Source organism: Faecalicatena sp. Marseille-Q4148, assembly GCA_018228665.1.
Classification (GTDB): Bacteria; Bacillota; Clostridia; order Lachnospirales; family Lachnospiraceae; genus UBA9414.
On sequence record CP073692.1, the window covers coordinates 1,761,386 to 1,778,766 of the forward strand.

General features: G+C 39.5%; 20 protein-coding genes. 3 read left to right on the forward strand and 17 right to left on the reverse strand.

Annotation, left to right across the window (positions count from 1 at the left end; translation table 11 throughout):
• Positions 1-33 precede the first annotated feature (33 nt).
• The 7 genes from KFE17_08300 to KFE17_08330 all read right to left on the reverse strand — a co-directional run bounded on the left by KFE17_08300 (position 34) and on the right by KFE17_08330 (position 5,784).
• Positions 34-213 (reverse strand): hypothetical protein, encoded by a 180-nt coding sequence (locus KFE17_08300; GenBank protein QUO30915.1) that lies wholly within the window; start codon positions 211-213, stop codon positions 34-36.
• 97 nt (positions 214-310) lie between these two features.
• Positions 311-1,018 (reverse strand): hypothetical protein, encoded by a 708-nt coding sequence (locus tag KFE17_08305; protein ID QUO30916.1) that lies wholly within the window; start codon positions 1,016-1,018, stop codon positions 311-313.
• Between the two features lie 17 nt (positions 1,019-1,035).
• Positions 1,036-1,980, reverse strand: a complete 945-nt coding sequence (locus KFE17_08310) for a sugar phosphate isomerase/epimerase (GenBank protein ID QUO30917.1) — start codon at positions 1,978-1,980, stop codon at positions 1,036-1,038.
• A 49-nt stretch (positions 1,981-2,029) separates the two neighbouring features.
• Entirely contained in the window at positions 2,030-2,953 is a 924-nt protein-coding gene (locus KFE17_08315; GenBank protein ID QUO30918.1) for a hypothetical protein, read from the reverse strand.
• Between the two features lie 6 nt (positions 2,954-2,959).
• Positions 2,960-3,760: an SseB family protein gene (locus KFE17_08320; GenBank protein QUO30919.1), complete on the reverse strand. Its 801-nt coding sequence runs from the start codon at positions 3,758-3,760 to the stop codon at positions 2,960-2,962.
• A 48-nt stretch (positions 3,761-3,808) separates the two neighbouring features.
• Entirely contained in the window at positions 3,809-4,879 is a 1,071-nt protein-coding gene (locus KFE17_08325; GenBank protein ID QUO30920.1) for a P1 family peptidase, read from the reverse strand.
• A 38-nt stretch (positions 4,880-4,917) separates the two neighbouring features.
• Positions 4,918-5,784, reverse strand: coding sequence for a radical SAM protein (locus tag KFE17_08330; GenBank protein ID QUO30921.1), 867 nt, complete (start codon positions 5,782-5,784; stop codon positions 4,918-4,920).
• 178 nt (positions 5,785-5,962) lie between these two features.
• Between KFE17_08330 and KFE17_08335 the strand changes: the two genes are divergently transcribed.
• Positions 5,963-6,232 (forward strand): winged helix-turn-helix transcriptional regulator, encoded by a 270-nt coding sequence (locus tag KFE17_08335; protein ID QUO30922.1) that lies wholly within the window; start codon positions 5,963-5,965, stop codon positions 6,230-6,232.
• Complete coding sequence (locus KFE17_08340) at positions 6,232-6,864, forward strand: SdpI family protein (protein ID QUO30923.1); 633 nt, start codon at positions 6,232-6,234, stop codon at positions 6,862-6,864. Before KFE17_08335 ends, KFE17_08340 begins: the two co-directional genes overlap by 1 nt.
• A 21-nt stretch (positions 6,865-6,885) precedes the next feature.
• Here the strand turns inward: KFE17_08340 and KFE17_08345 are convergent, their stop codons facing one another.
• The 7 genes from KFE17_08345 to KFE17_08375 form a co-directional block, all read right to left on the reverse strand.
• On the reverse strand, positions 6,886-7,440 hold the full coding sequence (locus KFE17_08345; GenBank protein QUO30924.1) for a GNAT family N-acetyltransferase: 555 nt from the start codon (positions 7,438-7,440) through the stop codon (positions 6,886-6,888).
• A gap of 22 nt (positions 7,441-7,462) precedes the next feature.
• Positions 7,463-8,665: an MFS transporter gene (locus KFE17_08350; GenBank protein ID QUO30925.1), complete on the reverse strand. Its 1,203-nt coding sequence runs from the start codon at positions 8,663-8,665 to the stop codon at positions 7,463-7,465.
• A 95-nt stretch (positions 8,666-8,760) separates the two neighbouring features.
• Positions 8,761-9,651, reverse strand: a complete 891-nt coding sequence (locus KFE17_08355; protein ID QUO30926.1) for an AraC family transcriptional regulator — start codon at positions 9,649-9,651, stop codon at positions 8,761-8,763.
• A gap of 332 nt (positions 9,652-9,983) precedes the next feature.
• Positions 9,984-11,144 (reverse strand): hypothetical protein, encoded by a 1,161-nt coding sequence (locus KFE17_08360; protein QUO30927.1) that lies wholly within the window; start codon positions 11,142-11,144, stop codon positions 9,984-9,986.
• A 133-nt stretch (positions 11,145-11,277) separates the two neighbouring features.
• Positions 11,278-11,625, reverse strand: coding sequence for an inorganic pyrophosphatase (locus KFE17_08365; GenBank protein ID QUO30928.1), 348 nt, complete (start codon positions 11,623-11,625; stop codon positions 11,278-11,280).
• Positions 11,626-11,733: 108 nt separating this feature from the next.
• Entirely contained in the window at positions 11,734-13,041 is a 1,308-nt protein-coding gene (guaA, locus tag KFE17_08370; GenBank protein QUO30929.1) for a glutamine-hydrolyzing GMP synthase, read from the reverse strand.
• 94 nt (positions 13,042-13,135) lie between these two features.
• Complete coding sequence (locus KFE17_08375) at positions 13,136-13,924, reverse strand: esterase family protein (protein ID QUO30930.1); 789 nt, start codon at positions 13,922-13,924, stop codon at positions 13,136-13,138.
• A gap of 297 nt (positions 13,925-14,221) precedes the next feature.
• Between KFE17_08375 and KFE17_08380 the strand changes: the two genes are divergently transcribed.
• Positions 14,222-15,055 carry a hypothetical protein gene (locus KFE17_08380; protein QUO30931.1) on the forward strand — a complete coding sequence of 278 codons (834 nt, stop codon included), beginning with the start codon at positions 14,222-14,224 and terminating at the stop codon, positions 15,053-15,055.
• A gap of 236 nt (positions 15,056-15,291) precedes the next feature.
• Here the strand turns inward: KFE17_08380 and KFE17_08385 are convergent, their stop codons facing one another.
• From KFE17_08385 to KFE17_08395, 3 genes are all read right to left on the reverse strand, one after another.
• Positions 15,292-15,489 carry a hypothetical protein gene (locus KFE17_08385; GenBank protein ID QUO30932.1) on the reverse strand — a complete coding sequence of 66 codons (198 nt, stop codon included), beginning with the start codon at positions 15,487-15,489 and terminating at the stop codon, positions 15,292-15,294.
• A 22-nt stretch (positions 15,490-15,511) separates the two neighbouring features.
• Positions 15,512-15,985 (reverse strand): low molecular weight phosphotyrosine protein phosphatase, encoded by a 474-nt coding sequence (locus KFE17_08390; protein QUO30933.1) that lies wholly within the window; start codon positions 15,983-15,985, stop codon positions 15,512-15,514.
• Positions 15,986-16,101: 116 nt separating this feature from the next.
• A complete protein-coding gene (locus KFE17_08395) occupies positions 16,102-17,355 on the reverse strand; it encodes a putative DNA binding domain-containing protein (protein ID QUO30934.1) in 1,254 nt (417 codons plus the stop codon).
• Positions 17,356-17,381 lie beyond the last annotated feature (26 nt).

The following is a 17,381-nucleotide window of genomic DNA, read 5'->3' on the forward strand; positions in this document are numbered from 1 at the left end:
GACGGAAGCCTCTGCTTCCGCCTCTTCTATCTTCTAATCTTTCTGCTCTGCTTCAAAATCAATCCCTCTTCCGGTACAATCATTCAAATATGTTACCGCGTCTTCCAGTTTCTCCAGGACTGCCTGGCGTTCTTCCCACTCATCGCCCCGCATATCTCTTGCCACAAGACAATTCTTTACATGTTTTAATTCTCTGATCAACTTCTCATTCATATGATCGCCTCCTGTCAAAACTTGGATTGCTTTTTTATATTTTAGCAGATTCTCTGCCGTTTTTCAACGCAAACTGTCAGATAATTTATACAAATCATCAAAGAATTCCATTTAATTTTGTCATTGCACGCGGAATAGAATCCTTCGCATTTTTCCACGGTTCATCTTTAAAGCGATAGTCAAATTTATCAATAAACCAGCTCACATCCTCTTTTACCCGCTTCATATTCTCAAGATACAGCGCATTTAGATCTTTCATAAACTGCTGAAGCATCTCTCCTCCAAGCTGTGCCGGAGCCATTTCTGCCAGCATCCGGTAGTGCTCCGTACAGAAGCCTTTTGATTTCCGAAATAATTCCCGAAATGCCTCCTCTTTCTTATAGAGATAAAAAATAGTCACAAGATAACGCTCAAACATCGCATTAATCTTATCGCACACAAAACAGGAGTGATCCAAAAACTCAAGATAGGATGTTAATTCGGACGGTTCTGCTTTCTTCTTAAAGAAAGATGCCTGCTTTACCGGCGCTTCCTGACGCTTCTCAATCTCACCAATGATATGTTCCATATGGGTTTTGATCATCCATGCCAGTCCAAGCCGGTCTTCTCCTTCATAAAGCATTTTCATATGCCGCTCGCAAAAACCAACCCGGTTACTTTCCATCCGCCTTTCTTCTACCATATAACCTGACATGGTAAATCGAAGCGCATCCTGCTCAATTGACCGATACATGGAACAGACCGGACATTCACAATCCTCCTGAAATGCATCGTGTACCGGTATCGTATATAATTTTTCCTTCATAGCTATCGTTTTCCTTTTTATTTCTTTCTTCTCTGCTGACGTTTCTCTGTAATCATTTCCGTCAGACGAACTCCCGCTTCATAACTTCTTCGCAGAAATTCATCCTGATCATCATAGCCATTTAATTCCATCACAATTGGAAGTTCATATGAAGATGCCGCAAGCACTTCTGCTGCTTCCTCCCAGTCAATGGTTCCTTCTCCCGGAATCCAGTGCAGATCACAGCTTCCTGCCATATCTTCATGATCTGTAAGATCAATGCGGGGACCTCCCAGATTATCATTCAAATGAACGCTGAAAATCCTGTCCTGATAGCGTCTGCCAAACTCTGCCTGCCGCTCATTTAAAATGATATGAGTATGTCCCGTATCCCAGCAAATGCCAAGATACTCTTTGTCATATCGTTCAAACAGCCGGTCAAACTCCTCATACTGCAGTTCTGCCGGCGCTTCCAGCATCGTTTCCAGACAGATCCGAATCCCCCGCTCCCTTGCATACGGTTCCAATTCGTCCAGGGACCGAAACGCCTGCTGATAAAATGTTTCTTCACTTCCGGGTTGCTCCTGAAAAGTCATATAAGGAACATACATATGAATCACAATTTCTGTCGCTCCAAGCACCTGCGCCAGATCCAGACGATTCTTAATAAGTTCCACACCTGCTCTTCTGCTGTATTCATTGGCAGATGTAAAATCCTTTCGACTCTCTGCATCTTTACGAATCGCAGAACGAATGCGGCTTCCCTTGGATGCATGAAGGGATTTTGCCTTCAATCCGTATTCATCAAACCAGCTCTTAATCAATTCCATCTCTGCGTGGGAATAATAATAATCTCCATCCCACTCATGACACCAGTGTATATGCGTAAATCCTGCTTTTGCAATCTTCTCCAGTGTTGCTTTCACATCACAAAGTCTTGTCCCTTGTCCCCCGAAATCAGAGGCAAATCCTATTTCTGTCACAGCGCTTTCCTCCTGTCTTTATTTCCGGTATTTCTACGCTTATTCAAAATTATCCTACTACCCGATATTCCACAAGCTTCCAGTCCAGTACTTTCCGTTCCAGCATTACCTGCACCCGTTCTTTCTTTGGCACCAGCGTTTTTCCATTGCTCTTCAGCTGGTAAACGGTCAGTTCCGCCGGAAGATATTCTATCTGTCCCTCTTTCTGATACTCTGAAAATTGTACCTCACCAATCGAATAATCTACTACTTTCTCACAGTTTTTCAGAACTTTTTTCACATCTGCAACATGAAATGTCTGAACCTCTTTCTCGTCTTTTGCATATTGTATCATTCCAATCTGAACAGAAAGCTCACCGAGAACTTCTTCATATTCCACCGGAATATCTAGCTCTTGAAAACGTTTTCTCATCTTTTCTGCCAAAGCCTTCTCCGATTCCGCCCGCTTCTCATGAAGCTTTTTCGCTCTTAATAAGAGCAGATAGGTAATAATCCCAACCGGAACAGACACAAGCAACAGTGAAATGATAAAATATTTTATTCGAACCGGAAGTGATCCGCCCATTCCAAATAGTGACCCAAAAACAATCGCTGCCGCAATCACGGCTGCTTCCGATGCAATTCTTACATACCGGTTCGGCATCCCGTCAAAGTTATCAAGACGGCAGTATGTATTTACAATCCCATCTTTCACAATGTAACTGCTTCTTACCTGTTCTGTTCTCTTATATAATGTATGTCCAAATCGAACAATTCTCTTTTCTATTTTCTCATTTCCTGTGAAAATAGACATATCTTCCGCTTTTTCTTCCCGGAAGTCATTTCCCGTAACCTGTTCTGTTACATCCATTTCCTCTTTCCCAAGCCGGCGATCCCGCATCGTATAGAGATGATTCAGACGATGTTCCGCGTCCTGGATATCATCCCCGTTCTTCCAGAAGTTTTCGTATTCTTTTTGAAATCTTTGTATCATAATGTATTATTCCTCAACTTTTTGAAATCTTTCGAGTAATTCCGGAATCTGTTCCCGCTTCAGCACGAGATTTACTCCAAATGGATTCAATGTATAACCTATGCTGTCTTTTGAAAGATATTTATCCAAATCTTCAAATTTCACCTTGCGGATCTGGAGTTTTTTCCCTTTCAGAAATCGTTGAAGCTCCGGTCCGTCTGTGAAAATCGGCTGCAGCATCTGGTCGCTTCCATCTTTCAAATATGGGAAACGAATTGTCTTCTTCTCAGGATCTCCCTCCTCTTCTACCACATCAATCGGGAAGAGGTAAGAGGAACGCACAAGATTCACGCACATTTCCTCCTCAAGCTCTGCCAGTTTTTCCAAATTTCTGTCCTGAATCGGTCTTCGCAATTCCTGAACAAAATATACTGTAGATAAGTGCAGCTGCGGATTTAACAGCGGACGCTTTTCTTCCGGAACTTTGGAGTAGTCCACCACATTTACGATTTCTCTGATCTCAGCTTCACTGCACACTTCTCCTTCGTGCAGGACAATCGAATTCACCCCGATCGTCAGCAAACTGATAAGAAACTGCAGCCGATGCGGCACTGCAATTTCAGCCATATTAAAACTGTATTTTTCCTCTTCATACGGCTTTGTAAACTCTGCAAGAGTTCCTGTCTCTGTAAACATATGTACCTGATCATTAAAACTTTCCGGATCACAGATTACAAACGGCAAATGTGTCGCCTGACAAAACGGCACATATAAATGCTGCTTCTCCTGCATTTTCTTAATAAATTCTTTTCTTTCCTGTACTGTCATATTTTTCTTCCTCTTTCTATATAAATTTATTATTCTGCATAGAGAATTCTACACAAGCAACTCCCACAGATCTGCCAGCGAGCGTACCGTCTTACCACTTCGCTCCATACATTCCTTCGCATGGAACATGGAGCTTAAAACAGACTCTTCAATCACTTCGGCGGATGCCCGGAACAGGATATCCATCTGATCATCGTGAAGCATCTGCACAGGCAGGATGCCCTCACTGCATGTATGGGGAATTCTGTTCGCAGTCGTGAATGCAAGCGCAATGTCACCGCTTCCATTCATCATATAAGAACCTTCTCTCCCAAGTCCAATCGCACAACGGCGGCAGATCCGCTTCAATTGACGCTCATTCAGCGGAGCATCTGTGGCAAGAATCATAATGATCGATCCTTTATCCCGCTCCTCAAAGCTTTCCTGCTGCTCTTCTTGCGAAACTTCTGTCAGACCTTCCTTTGATATCTCTTCACTGATTCTTCGTCCCGCTACAAGAAGATCCCGATACAGACCATGATTACTTAAAACAAGCGCGCCGAGAGTATATTCCTGTTCTCCAATCTCAAATATGCGGGAGGCAGATCCAATTCCTCCTTTTAGCTGATGACATACCATCCCGCGTCCGGCGCCGACATCACCTTCTGCAAATTCCTCTGCTGCCCGCGCAATTGCTTCCCTGGCATGCGCTTCTGTTACTGCTCTTTTGCGGATATCATTAATCCTTCCATCATTGCACTCGCATACGACCGGATTCACAGTCCCTGTTGTGCGTCCGATTTCTGTATTCTCATCCAACATATAGTCAATCAGACCATTGGCTGCAGCGCCCACGCCAAAAGTATTTGTCAACAAAATCGGCGTCTCAAGAAAGCCCATTTCATCCACTTCCACAAGCCCGATTGTTTTTCCAAATCCATTCAGCACCTGACTGGCTGCCATTACTTTATCCTGAAACAGATTCCCCGGATGGGGCAGAACTGCCGTTACACCAGTGTGTGTATTTCCATTATCAATCGTTACATGGCCAACTCTCACGCCTTCTACATCCGTGATTAAGTTTCTCCTTCCCGGTTTCATTTCTCCAATGTTAAGTTTCCATCGTTTGCTAAGTCCCATGATGCTTTATCCTTCCAAATTTCTTGTTTTAAACTCTTTTATGCCCATGCATAAACAGGCTCTTTCTCACTCCAGACAGCGATTGCCTCGTCTACCTTCGCCAACATTTTTTCCTTATCTTGCGGCAAAATACCTCTGACACGCACTTCCACAAAATCATGGAATCCGTCATAACTAAGACCGTCTGCCTCTAATCGTTCCAGAAGTCTTCGCTCCTCTTTTAGATTCTCCACCTCATCTGCCGGAACAAATCTTCCCGCCTGAATCTCCTTATAAAGAGGCGCTTTGTCGTGTAAAAACATTGAAAAATTAATTACTTTTCCCGGTTTTGTTCTATTAAAAAACTCTGCTGTCTTCTCCGCATTCTCCAGTCCCCGTCCTGCCCCGGCAATTCCGGTCATCATATGTGCGTTATAGATCAGCCCTGCTGTCTTAGCCCTTTCAATCTCCCGGTAAGCTTCCGCAAGCGTATGATCCTTCTTCATAAATCGAAGCACATCATCACAACCGCTTTCTATTCCGAGATAAAGATTGCGAACCCCTTCTTCAAACAGGCGATTCAGATCTGCATCGCTCTTTTCACGAAGGTTCGTTACCGTTGCGTCCATATTGATCTCCATACATGCCGGAAAATGTATATGAATCAGTTCCAGAATCCGCAGCAGACGTTCCATCGACATACCAAATGCATTGCCGTCTCCGAGAAAAATCTGTTTCGGATTACCTCCTGCTTCCTTTACCCGCAGGATTTCCTTTTCTATCTGCTCCATCGGAAGTTCCCGATATTTCAAATGTTTAAACAGGGTACAAAATGTACACAAATTATAAGAACAGCCCACCGCAACCGGAAGCATATAGGAAGAACGTTCCATTGGCGGTCTGCATATTTGACCTTCATACTGCATACAGACACCTCCTTAATTCTGAACAAAATTTTCTCTTTTCAGTATATCATACCTGCGGAAATTGTCTATTATTTAGAAAATTTTCTAAATAGCTATTGCATTTTCCGTTTTACTGATATATATTATATTTAGAAATATTTCTAAATAGTTTTATTTATGTTCGAAACGAGGTGAGAACTTGTCATTTGCCGATACTTTTAAAGCACTTTCCGATCCTGTCCGGCGTGAGATCCTTCTCATGCTAAAAGACGGAAAAAAACTTCCGGCCGGAGAGATTGCCGAACAATTTGATATGACACACGCAACAATCTCCTATCATTTATCACAATTAAAAAAAGCCGGATTAGTAACTGAAACCAAATATAAAAATTATGTCTATTATGAAATCAACGTCTCTGTATTCGAAGAGATTATGCTATGGTTTTCACAATTTAAGGAGGACTCATAATGAAAACAAAGAAAACCTTACTGATTATTACAACACTTGTATGTCTGCTGCCAATGCTCATTGCCGCATTCGTCTATCAGGACCTTCCGGCGCAGATCGCTACTCACTGGGGTGCAGATGGAACACCTAACGGCTACTCATCCAAAGCTTTTGCCTGCTTCGGATTACCGGCAATCATGGCTGGACTGAATATTTTCGTTAATATTCTTTTGGATAATGATCCAAAACGCAAAAATGTCAACAACCGTATTTTAATGGTTTCCAAATGGTGTATTCCGGTTGTTTCACTTGTTGCATCTACTCTGACGCTTGCTTTTGCACTTGGCTACAAAGTTTCCATTAGCCGGATCACACCTGCAATGGTCGGTGTGCTGCTGATCGCGCTTGGCAACTACCTTCCAAAATGCAAACAAAATTACACCGTGGGAATTAAACTTCCCTGGACACTCAACAGCGAAGAAAACTGGAATCGCACCCACCATCTGTCCGGATACCTGTTCATTCTGGCTGGAATTGTTATGGCAATCGCTGCATTTATTCCAAGTGCCGCTTTTCTTACATTGCCATTCATCCTCATAGCAGCCATCATACCAATGCTATATTCCTTTGTGTTGTTTAAAAAAGGGATTTAAACTGAAAAACGGCAGGAAATCCTAAACGATTCCCTGCCATTTTGCTATCCACTGTTCTTTTGTCATCAAATTTGTATGGCCAATCCTTGTCTCATTCATCAAAGGAACCGGCACATCATTACACGTATGATGGTAAACAAATCCCAGTTTCTCCTGCACCCGCTTTGATTTATAATTGCCATCATAATATCCACACCAGATTGCAGACATATTAAGAGTTTCAAAACCGTATCGTATCAGTTCCTTTGCCGCTTCAGGCATATATCCTCTTCCCCAAAACGGTTTTCCAAGCCAATATCCCAGCTCACATTCATCATCTCGATCTGTCATATCAGTATGTCCGTTTAATTTCAGTTCGATAGATCCTATCGCGATGTTATTAGATTTTTCACAAATTGCATAACATTCTGCACTATTAAGAACATTTTGAATAACCCTCAGGCTTTCTTCTATATTTTTATGGGGAGGCCATCCGGCAATCGGTCCTACCTCAGGATCTTTTGCGTATTCATATAAGCTTTGTGCATCAGACACGTCCCAGGGACGTAATATCAGCCTTTCTGTATGTAATATCATAACTTGACACCTCCAAATTCATCTATTGTTGTCTGCTTCTTGCTTTCCCGACTTTTTTCTTTAAAATCAGCAATCCAAACACCAGGAAAACCGGGAAAATTGTAGCTGTAAGCAATCCTGTTTTCAGATTACCGCCTGCCATTTCAGAAAGACTTCCTACCATAGCAGGACTTACCATAGCGCCCAAATCTCCTGCTAACGCCAGAAATGCGAACATTGCAGTACCGCCTCTTGGACACTTCTGCGAGGATATGCTGATAGATCCCGGCCACATAATACCAACTGCCAAGCCACAAAAAGCACAGCCGGCAAGTCCGAGAATCGGCAGCGTGGAAAGGGATGCGACCAAATAACATCCGGCACACATAATTCCACAACCCAGCATCACCTTGATCAGATCAAGTTTTTCACTGAACTTTCCGTACAGCATACGGGATATCCCCATAAACATTGCAAACAAACACGGTCCTGCTAAATCGCCGACTGTTTTAGATACACCGATAGCAGATTCGGTAAATGCAGACGCCCATTGCGCCATAGTTGCTTCTGATGCCCCCGAACAAACCATAAGTATTATCATCAACCAGAAAACCGGTGTTTTCAGCAGTTTGCGAATGCCCATACTCTTGCCGTCTTCAATCAATCGTTCGATCGGGCAGCGAATAAAGTTAAATGTGTTATAGAGCGGCACCAATGCCCAGATAAAAGTAAGTATCTTCCAGTTTTCTACGCCAAATACAACAAAGAAGAGCGTAGAACCCAAAATAACTCCCATCGCTCCCCAGCAATAGAAGGAATGTAATAGACTCATCATTCCATCTTTATTCTCAAAAGGACAAGCTTCAACGATAGGACTTACCAAAACCTCAATAAGACCGCTTCCTATAGCATAAAGTACTACTGAAATCAAAATTCCCATAAACGGTAAAGGAAGCACTTCCGGCAAAATTGCCATAAACACAAGACCTACCGATGACAATACCTGAGATGCAACGACGCACATACGGTAGCCTACTTTGTCGGCAAATTTGGTAGCCGCAAGATCAACGAGCAATTGCGTCAAATAGAATACCAAAGGAATCATTGCAATCTTTTCAAGAGTGATTCCGTAAGTGTTTTTGAATGTTAAAAATAATAGTGGAGCAAAGTTGGCAGATATAGCTTGTGTCACAAAACCAAGATAACAGGCTATAAGTGTTTTTTTGTAATTCTTTTCTTTTGTCATGATGATTCCCTTCATTTTTAAGCAATAATTTCTTAATTCTAATCATAACATCATAACACTTGTTAAAAAAGTCACAAAAGCACCAATATTAAGCACTATTTACCCATATCACTCTTTTGACTTGGAGCATATCCATATCTTTTTTTGAATTGACGGCTAAAATAATTTACCGAGTTAAAACCGCAGGCATAGCTGATCTGTTGAAGTGTTTGTGTTTGTTCACGCAATAACTGACGAGCTATTTGAAGCCTATATTGAATCAGCATAGCCACCGGAGAACACCCCATATATGTCTGAAAACATCGCCCGGCTTCGCTGCGGCTAATATCTGCAGCTTTGGCAATGTCCTCAAGCGTTACCGGTTCAGCATAATTTTCATAGATATACGTCAGCATCTTTTGAAGACGAATTTGATTATTAATCTGTATCCGTGTTGCCTTCGCCTTCGAAAGTTCTGTGAAATTACTGGATATAAATTCAAATATACCGCTAATATTACGCTGTACAGCTAATTCATAGCATGGGGCTTTCTCATTCATTTTCCTGTAAGTGTCTTTGATTAAACAGTTGATCTCGCTGTGGGAACGGTCGTGATGCCGAAATACAACAAACGACAACGAATCGCATTGAATAATCGGACGTATGTATTTTTGATAAATAGTACTTGCTTCCGTAGCCAGAAGTGTTCCTGAAAATACGATATTTGGCATCGGATCTGCTACAGTACCGGCTAACTGTCTTATCCCATGCAGCATATTTCCGTTGACAAATATACTATCGCCCGCTTCCAATGTGATGTGCTGTTTCCCAACTTGATAATCTAAAATTCCGTATTCTGCTGTTGCAATCTCAAAATCAGGATGCCAATGTAAAGGTCCTGCCCAGTCAGGCAAATCAGCAAGTTCATCATGAAAATAGGTAATCGGAAATTCTATAGCATTGTGCGGTATATATTCTCTTAATTGATGATCAAGAATTATCGGCATATCTTTGACACTCCCTTATGATTATTTACCCTCCGGGCATCCCTCTCCATTTCATTATCCACAAATTGCGGGATTTTTTTTGGATTGTTCCCACGCATTGCAGGAACTTTAAATATTGTTATTTAGATAGTATTCGCTCTGTGACTGCAGATAATAGCTAAAGTCCCGTCCGTTCTTTTCTTCGGTACACTTTTTTACCGACTATTTATTGCATATATAAAGCCCACATAACAAGCAAAATCTCCTCAAGGTTTATAATACAATAGAGTTTTCAAGAAGCCATTAACCTTGCTTGAATTAATACTCCCCTTATCAGCAATAAGTTTTATCATCTAAGTCTCTATTATCAACCTATTTTGATAATTACAAGTTACAAAACAATTTTTCCATACATCTTCAATATCATCAAATAGTTCTTTAAAACGTATAAAATCATATGGCTTCTCATCATTAAGCATCTTTTCGAATGCCTTGTCTATTTTCTCTTTTCCTATCTTTTTTTCAATTTGTAATATAGCCAAAGGACCATAAGAATACGAAAGAAATCCATTATTACTTTCCGCATAATTGCAAATAGGTTGAAGTTCGATATTATACTGTTGTATAGTTGTTTTAAAATCTGTTATAAATAAATTTTCTATATTTTTTGAATCTTTAATTTTCAATTCATCCAGTACTCTTAAAGTAAGATATTGAGTTATTGCCTCATCAAAAAAGCGCGATTTTTGTACATCAAGTTTACATTTTGGATTCCAATGCAAATGAATCAATTCATGAATCAAGTATTGTGGGTCATCAAAACTATCTTCCGTAATAAACAATGTTTTATGATCTGGCATCACAAAACTACCATAACCTGATGGTATTATTACCATCTTTAAATCTGAGAAATAAACTAATTTGTATTTATTTAAAATATCATTAACTTTATGTATTAGTCCACTCTTAGATTTAATATCTTTATTCATAATTAAATAATATATCTTGCCAAAGTATTCCTCTTCACATTGATAATTACCAATAACAAGCACTGGATTGTATCCTTGAAACAAATTGTTATCAATTTCAGATAAATTACTTATGATTGAACGTGTATCATCAATTTCTGCATTTATAACAAATTCATCACATGCTTGAGGATATAAATAATGATCCAAAAACTCTTCACTATCAATTTCATAAAACGAAGGATAATAAAGCGTTTCATGCCTTAATATATAAAATTCATCTTGAGTATTTTCGATAATATATGGATATAATCCACTTTTACCATCTAAAGATCCATAATACGTCATCTGAATCCTTTGTGCATTAGTTGGTAATTTGATGATCTGCCATTTATCCGCGTGGGTTATTTCACAAGGTGTTTTATTATTATCTATCCAAATTTCATCTACCGTGAATGATTTATTTAAATATAATGTATTGTTTTGTATCGGCGCTTCAAAATATCCTTTGATATTATCTTTTAAACATAACTTTAATTTTTTCATATGTCTTCTCCTAATAAATAAATTTAAAACACATTGCTTTTATTAATATACTCTATAAATCTATTCTTCCTTAGTTCAAATAGCAGTATCATTATCATTTCTAATTTGTATCATCAATGCTGACACAAATTATTTACCGACATATTAAAATACCTTTCATATATTTTGTTTCATTATGTGTTTTATATATAATAGCCTTCTCCTCTTCAGTACATCCTATCAATATTTTTATTTCTGAATCCTTTTTCATCAAATCAACAATACATATGATTGCATCTATCTTCTTTTCGCCAGTTCCTAACCATACATCTATCCCTGCTCCATCCATAGACTCAGTATCTTTCAAATATCCATAATCGACATGATATATAAAATCTGAATATTTAGGATGAGCAGTCCCCTTGGGGCTATCTATTACAATTTCCGAATTATTTACCAGTTCATCTAAGGCATTCCAAAATTCATTGTTATAGTTATCCATACCCTTTCCTCCACAGTTAGAATCGGTTATCTTTTGTAATTTTGTACTCAAACCACATAGCAAGAGCCCGGGAACCCGCATAAACGCTAGATTTCCGAGCTCCATTTTTTATTCCCACTCGATTGTCGCATTCGGTTTCGGACTCATATCATAGCAGACGCGATTTACATTCTTAACTTCTTTCATAATTCGGTCTGTAATCTTCAATAAAATATCCCAGTCAATTTTCTCGATTGTTGCTGTCATAGCATCCACTGTATTTACTGCACGGATAATAACCGGATACTCAAAGCTTCTTGCATTGTCACGCACACCAACTGATTTAAAATCCGGAACAACTGTAAAATACTGCCATACAGTTTTATCCAAACCTGCTTTTGCAAATTCTTCACGAAGAATCGCATCTGATTCCCGCACTGCTTCGAGTCTCTCCCTTGTAATCGCTCCGAGACATCTAACGCCAAGCCCCGGTCCCGGGAACGGCTGTCTATATACCATATCAGCAGGAAGTCCAAGCTCAATTCCACATGCACGCACTTCATCTTTGAATAACTGTTTCAAAGGCTCTACCAGTGCAAACTGCAGGTCTTCCGGAAGACCGCCTACATTGTGGTGGGATTTTACCATCTTCGCTGTCTTTGTTCCGCTCTCTACAATATCCGGATAAATTGTTCCCTGTCCAAGGAAATCAATGCCTTCTAACTTACGGGCTTCTTCTTCAAATACACGGATAAATTCTGCTCCGATGATCTTACGTTTTTCTTCCGGATCTGCAACATTTTCCAGTTTTCCTAAAAAGCGCTCTGTTGCATCGACATAAACTAAATTTGCATCCATTTTATCGCGGAACTGTTCCACAACACTCTCGGATTCTCCCTTTCTCATCAGACCATGATTTACATGTACGCAAGTCAGCTGCTTGCCAATTGCCTTAATCAAAAGAGCTGCCACAACAGAACTATCCACACCGCCGGATAATGCTAAAAGAACTTTCTTATCTCCTACTTGCCGGCGAACCAGTTCAATCTGGTCTGCAATAAAATTCTTCATATTCCAGTTTGCTTCCGCATGGCATGTATCAAATACAAACTTCTTCAAAAGTTCCATCGTCTCTTCTTCACAGGTTGGGAATGCCTCTAACTTTGTCTCACAGAGCGCTTTCTCATGAGCTACTGCCATAACCGGATATCCAGCTTCATAAAGCTCAGCATTAACATCAATTTCCTCCCCATCAACGATATGGTTTGGACCGCCATAAATAATAATTCCTTTCACATTCGGCAGTTTTTTCAATTCTTCTGCTGTAATATCATGAGGATAAATCTCACTGTACACACCAAGCGCACGAATCTGGCGTGCCAATACTGTATTTTCTGTACTTCCCAAATCAAGGATAACAATCATGTCCTGTTTCATTTTTTTAATTCCTTCCTGTTTATTATTTTTTATCCAGTTGCTTTTTACTATCTGCTCACTTAACAGACTGCAATACATTAATGCATCTTTTCTTCTACGACAGCGGAAGCCACCGTAAAATCTTTTGGATTTCCACATCCCAGAAATCCCAGCAATGGGTTCCGGCTGATTCACGATAAGTTATATCAAATCCCATTTTCTTGAACTGCTCTGCCGCCTTCTTCTGAGACGCATACAAAAAATCTTCTGTGCCACAGCACTCGTATAACTTCGGGAGTGGTCTGCCGGATTTCTTAAGCTCCTCTGCCAGCTTCAGCAAATCATTTTCAGAACCTTTCACTTGCGAAAGCGGTCCAAAAATGCCTGTCCAAAAGCTTTCATCAATAGAAGCATTAATATTTCTCTCCAACACATCTTGAACATCTAATGCAGCCGAAAGACCTGCCACATATCCAAATGTCTCCGGCTTAGTAAGTGCAAGCTTGAATGCCCCATAGCCTCCCATCGAATTTCCTGCAACAAACGTCTCTTCTCGCTTATCCGACATATTCGGGAAAAACTCCCTGCAAAGAGCCGGAAGCTCTTCCGCCATATACTTCCAGTATTTCTGCTCATAAGCCGTATCCGTATACCAACTCAAATCCGCATTTGGCATTACTACTGCAATTCCAAGGCTGCTGACATAGCGCTCGATTGATGTTCGCCGATTCCAACAAGTATGATCATCCGACATCCCGTGAAGCAAATATAACGTCGGATATTTTCCTCCGTTCTTTGCCCCTGAAAGCCCAATCTGCTCTTTCGTCCGCTGTGGTAAGATTACGTCCAGATTCACACATTTGCCAAGAACATCTGAAAAACAATTCACATGCAATAAAGCCATCTTTTCGTCTCTCCTTCAATGTTTTATGAATCTTAAAACAATAATACTCCGGTATTTCTTCCGGAGTTACTTTCATATTTGTTATTATAATCGATTTGTCTAAAGATTTCTACGATAAAAATAAGAAATCCCAAAATTTTTCTGGCATTTTACATCATATTGGTAAAAATTTTGCCCATTTTGAAAATCCATAAAAATTTCTATAAAAAAATTTAAAATGAAATGCAACAAATCGGATAAAATAATACTCATAATATATATATACTAAAATTCAAAAAATATAGGAGGTTCTTGTATATGAACAAAAAACATTTATGGAGTGCTATACTCGCAGCAACATTGCTTATCCTAACAGTTGGATGCTCCACTACCAACACTGACAAAAAAGAAGATACCAAAGATTCTAATGATACTGAAAAAGTAACCGGTATCTACCTCACTTATGGAGAAAATAATTCCAATTACATTTTTGCTGATCCTGACCAAAACACACTGTTTCTGGCTGAACTCCCAGAAGATAAACTGTATGATCAGGAAGGCAACAAAATTTCACGCTCTGATCTGGAAGCCGGTTCTACACTTGAATTGTACGGAAAAGGTGCAATGACCATGAGCATTCCTCCTCAGTATATTGGCGTATCTAAGGCTGTCGTTGTCAAAGATGGCGATGCTGCTCTTGCTGAAAAATATCAGGCGCTTGTTGATGAACTCTATCCAGAATCAGATCCTTCCGAGATTCCGTATCTCACTATCGAAAATACACAGTCTCTCGGATATGTTTCTACTTCCGTAGACCCATTTTCCTATCGCTGGACCGGAGGTAATAGCGCTGACGATACATCCAACCAGATTCTGGATCCTTCTCCAGATGCTGTACTGCCGGAAATCATCAACGATACCGAGGATAAGCATTTGACATTATTATTCTCTTCCCGCCCGGATACTCTTTCTGTAAAGAAACTCAGTTCTGACCTGTCTTCTTCTGAGGATATTCCTGTAGAAAGCAATGACCAGGGATTCATAATTACCGCAGCAGACTCATCAGACGATATAATATATGAAGCGGAAGGTACTTGGGAATATGGAACTGTTGTTTATCGTTTTCTTGTCAAAGGCTCTACCACAAACTAATCATTAACTTTAAACACAATACTTTAAATATATTCTATTTAAAATGAGGCTGATGCAAAAACCTTTTTCGGTTCAAATCATTTCTAATGATCTCGCATCAGCCCCATCTATATATTATCTATCCCCGCCAAACAATCTATTTATAAATTGCAGCTTACCTGCGCATTGACCGGGCACATTTCTTGCAAAAAATAAACTCTCACTCTCTTGCATCCCTGAATGACAGATAGTCAAAATTACATTTGTTTTCTCACAATCTTATATTCATCATCCAGTTGGAAATAATGACATTCCCGCACAGAATTTGTCATAAAACGCATCATTTCATCCTCATCCAAATTCACTTCACAAATATAATACTCATAATCTTCATCGTACACATAATTGCTGCAGCACTCACAATTTGTCACGACTTTCTTAGTTCCTTTATTCATAAGCATCCCTCTGTTTCAAAACTTATAATGAAAAATCTCCGTATTTCTCCTGCAGAAAACACAGCAATCCTTCGCATCCATCCACAACATCTTTATAAGTCTCGTCAAAATTACCTGTGTACCACGGATCTGCAATATTTCCTTTGCGTGCTGTAAAATCAAGAAGTTTATACATCTTCTTATCTGGATCCGCGCCAAGCATTCTGTGCATATTGCGAATATTCGCTTCATCCATTCCTATAAGGTAATCATATTCCTCATAGTCTGCTTTGGTTATCTGCCTTGCCCGGTGATCTCCACAATAAATCCCCTGTTCCTCCAGTTTTCTCCTTGTTCCGTAGTGAACCGGATTCCCAATTTCTTCGCGGCTGGTGGCAGCTGAATCAACATAAAACTTATCGTCAATATTTTCCCTTTTAATCATATCTTTAAAAACATACTCTGCCATAGTCGAACGGCAGATATTGCCGTGGCAAATGAATAATATTTTAATCATTATATATTTCCTCCTTAAATTGCCTTGAAATGCCCCGTTTGCAAAGGTTGCCGAATATTTTATGGAATACTCTGAAAATACGAATACGGCAAATTAGAGCAAAATTTATCAAATTATTACTTAATTATATATTTCGTGCCTCTGCCTTTACCTTCAATTGCTATCACACCTTTTTCTCCCATATCCTTCAGCAACTTTGTTGTCTTTGATTTTCCAAAAGGTATATATGGTGCAATTTCACTTATTGGTTTTAACATAGTTTTGCTTAAAAGTTTATAAATCACTTTTTCGTCTTCGGTTAAATTAGCATCCTTTTCAAATAAAGGAAGCACAATTTTTATAGCATTCTCTGAGACTTCAAAGTCGGGCTTCATCAGACCTTCCGCATACAGTTGTTTTATTCTTGTGATTCCTGTTCCAAATATCTCGACAAATCCTAATCTATAAAACACATTGGCAAGATTTCTATTTCTTAAAACAGAAAGTTTACCCGACAAATATTCTTCTGCTGTTATTCCGGACGGCAATCCACCAGGAGACACAACTTCTATCCTGTCATCAAACATGGAAACTCTGATGTGCGAATCTACATCCCATACCCTATGAATCAGAGCATTTGCAATTGCTTCTCTGAAGGCTGCTTCAGGTATCTTCTCCATCTTCTTTCTGTCAGCGCCATGTATCACTTCATACTGATAATAGTCCCTGTATACAGTAAGTGCCTTTTCATACGCATCTAAAATGGATATATTTTCAACAGTTGTTCTCTTTTGAATAATACTGATGTTTTCTCCGAACTTAACAATATCAATTTCAGGAAAATGATTTTTGTCCGCCAACAGTCCCGCTGCATTATTAAAACCATTTACATTGTCATACAAGTTCAATGTTCTCAATGTATCCTGATTAAACGTTTCAATCTGAATACTTTCTTTCAATTTACGCTGTAAAACTTCGAAAGACAGATCCTGATCTTTACAAGGCAATTCTTCAAATCTAATATTTTTCCCGTCTAATACAAGCCTTGAAAATTCCAGAGTATCTACCTCTATCGTCGCTGTATCATTTCGTTTGTATGCTTTTGATTTATACAAATACGGCTTCTGAAGACCACTGGTTACAGTAAGTTTTATCGTCTGCTCATTATTCTGTATTTCAAGTGTATAGTTCGGTTGAGGCGAAATACTGTCATTGATTTTATTTTCAATATCCAAACATGCCTGCTTTACATCTGGCAAACCTTTCACATTTCCATCATCATCTACTCCGAAAAGAATAGTTCCACCATCGTAATTTGAAAAGGCACTGACTGTTTTTAAAAAAGTGTTCGTAATCGTTTCCTTGAACTCTAATATTCTCGTTTCACGCATAATAACCGCATCCTTTCCAACTTTAT

Excerpts from the sequence above, each read along its gene's own strand:
- KFE17_08300 (QUO30915.1), bottom strand. The coding sequence starts at position 213 with ATGAATGAGAAGTTGATCAGAGAATTAAAACATGTAAAGAATTGTCTT.
- KFE17_08305 (QUO30916.1), bottom strand. The coding sequence starts at position 1,018 with ATGAAGGAAAAATTATATACGATACCGGTACACGATGCATTTCAGGAG.
- KFE17_08315 (QUO30918.1), bottom strand. The coding sequence starts at position 2,953 with ATGATACAAAGATTTCAAAAAGAATACGAAAACTTCTGGAAGAACGGG.
- KFE17_08320 (QUO30919.1), bottom strand. The coding sequence starts at position 3,760 with ATGACAGTACAGGAAAGAAAAGAATTTATTAAGAAAATGCAGGAGAAG.
- KFE17_08325 (QUO30920.1), bottom strand. The coding sequence starts at position 4,879 with ATGGGACTTAGCAAACGATGGAAACTTAACATTGGAGAAATGAAACCG.
- KFE17_08330 (QUO30921.1), bottom strand. The coding sequence starts at position 5,784 with ATGCAGTATGAAGGTCAAATATGCAGACCGCCAATGGAACGTTCTTCC.
- KFE17_08340 (QUO30923.1), top strand. The coding sequence starts at position 6,232 with ATGAAAACAAAGAAAACCTTACTGATTATTACAACACTTGTATGTCTG.
- KFE17_08345 (QUO30924.1), bottom strand. The coding sequence starts at position 7,440 with ATGATATTACATACAGAAAGGCTGATATTACGTCCCTGGGACGTGTCT.
- KFE17_08350 (QUO30925.1), bottom strand. The coding sequence starts at position 8,665 with ATGACAAAAGAAAAGAATTACAAAAAAACACTTATAGCCTGTTATCTT.
- KFE17_08355 (QUO30926.1), bottom strand. The coding sequence starts at position 9,651 with ATGCCGATAATTCTTGATCATCAATTAAGAGAATATATACCGCACAAT.
- KFE17_08360 (QUO30927.1), bottom strand. The coding sequence starts at position 11,144 with ATGAAAAAATTAAAGTTATGTTTAAAAGATAATATCAAAGGATATTTT.
- KFE17_08365 (QUO30928.1), bottom strand. The coding sequence starts at position 11,625 with ATGGATAACTATAACAATGAATTTTGGAATGCCTTAGATGAACTGGTA.
- guaA (QUO30929.1), bottom strand. The coding sequence starts at position 13,041 with ATGAAACAGGACATGATTGTTATCCTTGATTTGGGAAGTACAGAAAAT.
- KFE17_08375 (QUO30930.1), bottom strand. The coding sequence starts at position 13,924 with ATGGCTTTATTGCATGTGAATTGTTTTTCAGATGTTCTTGGCAAATGT.
- KFE17_08380 (QUO30931.1), top strand. The coding sequence starts at position 14,222 with ATGAACAAAAAACATTTATGGAGTGCTATACTCGCAGCAACATTGCTT.
- KFE17_08385 (QUO30932.1), bottom strand. The coding sequence starts at position 15,489 with ATGAATAAAGGAACTAAGAAAGTCGTGACAAATTGTGAGTGCTGCAGC.
- KFE17_08390 (QUO30933.1), bottom strand. The coding sequence starts at position 15,985 with ATGATTAAAATATTATTCATTTGCCACGGCAATATCTGCCGTTCGACT.
- KFE17_08395 (QUO30934.1), bottom strand. The coding sequence starts at position 17,355 with ATGCGTGAAACGAGAATATTAGAGTTCAAGGAAACGATTACGAACACT.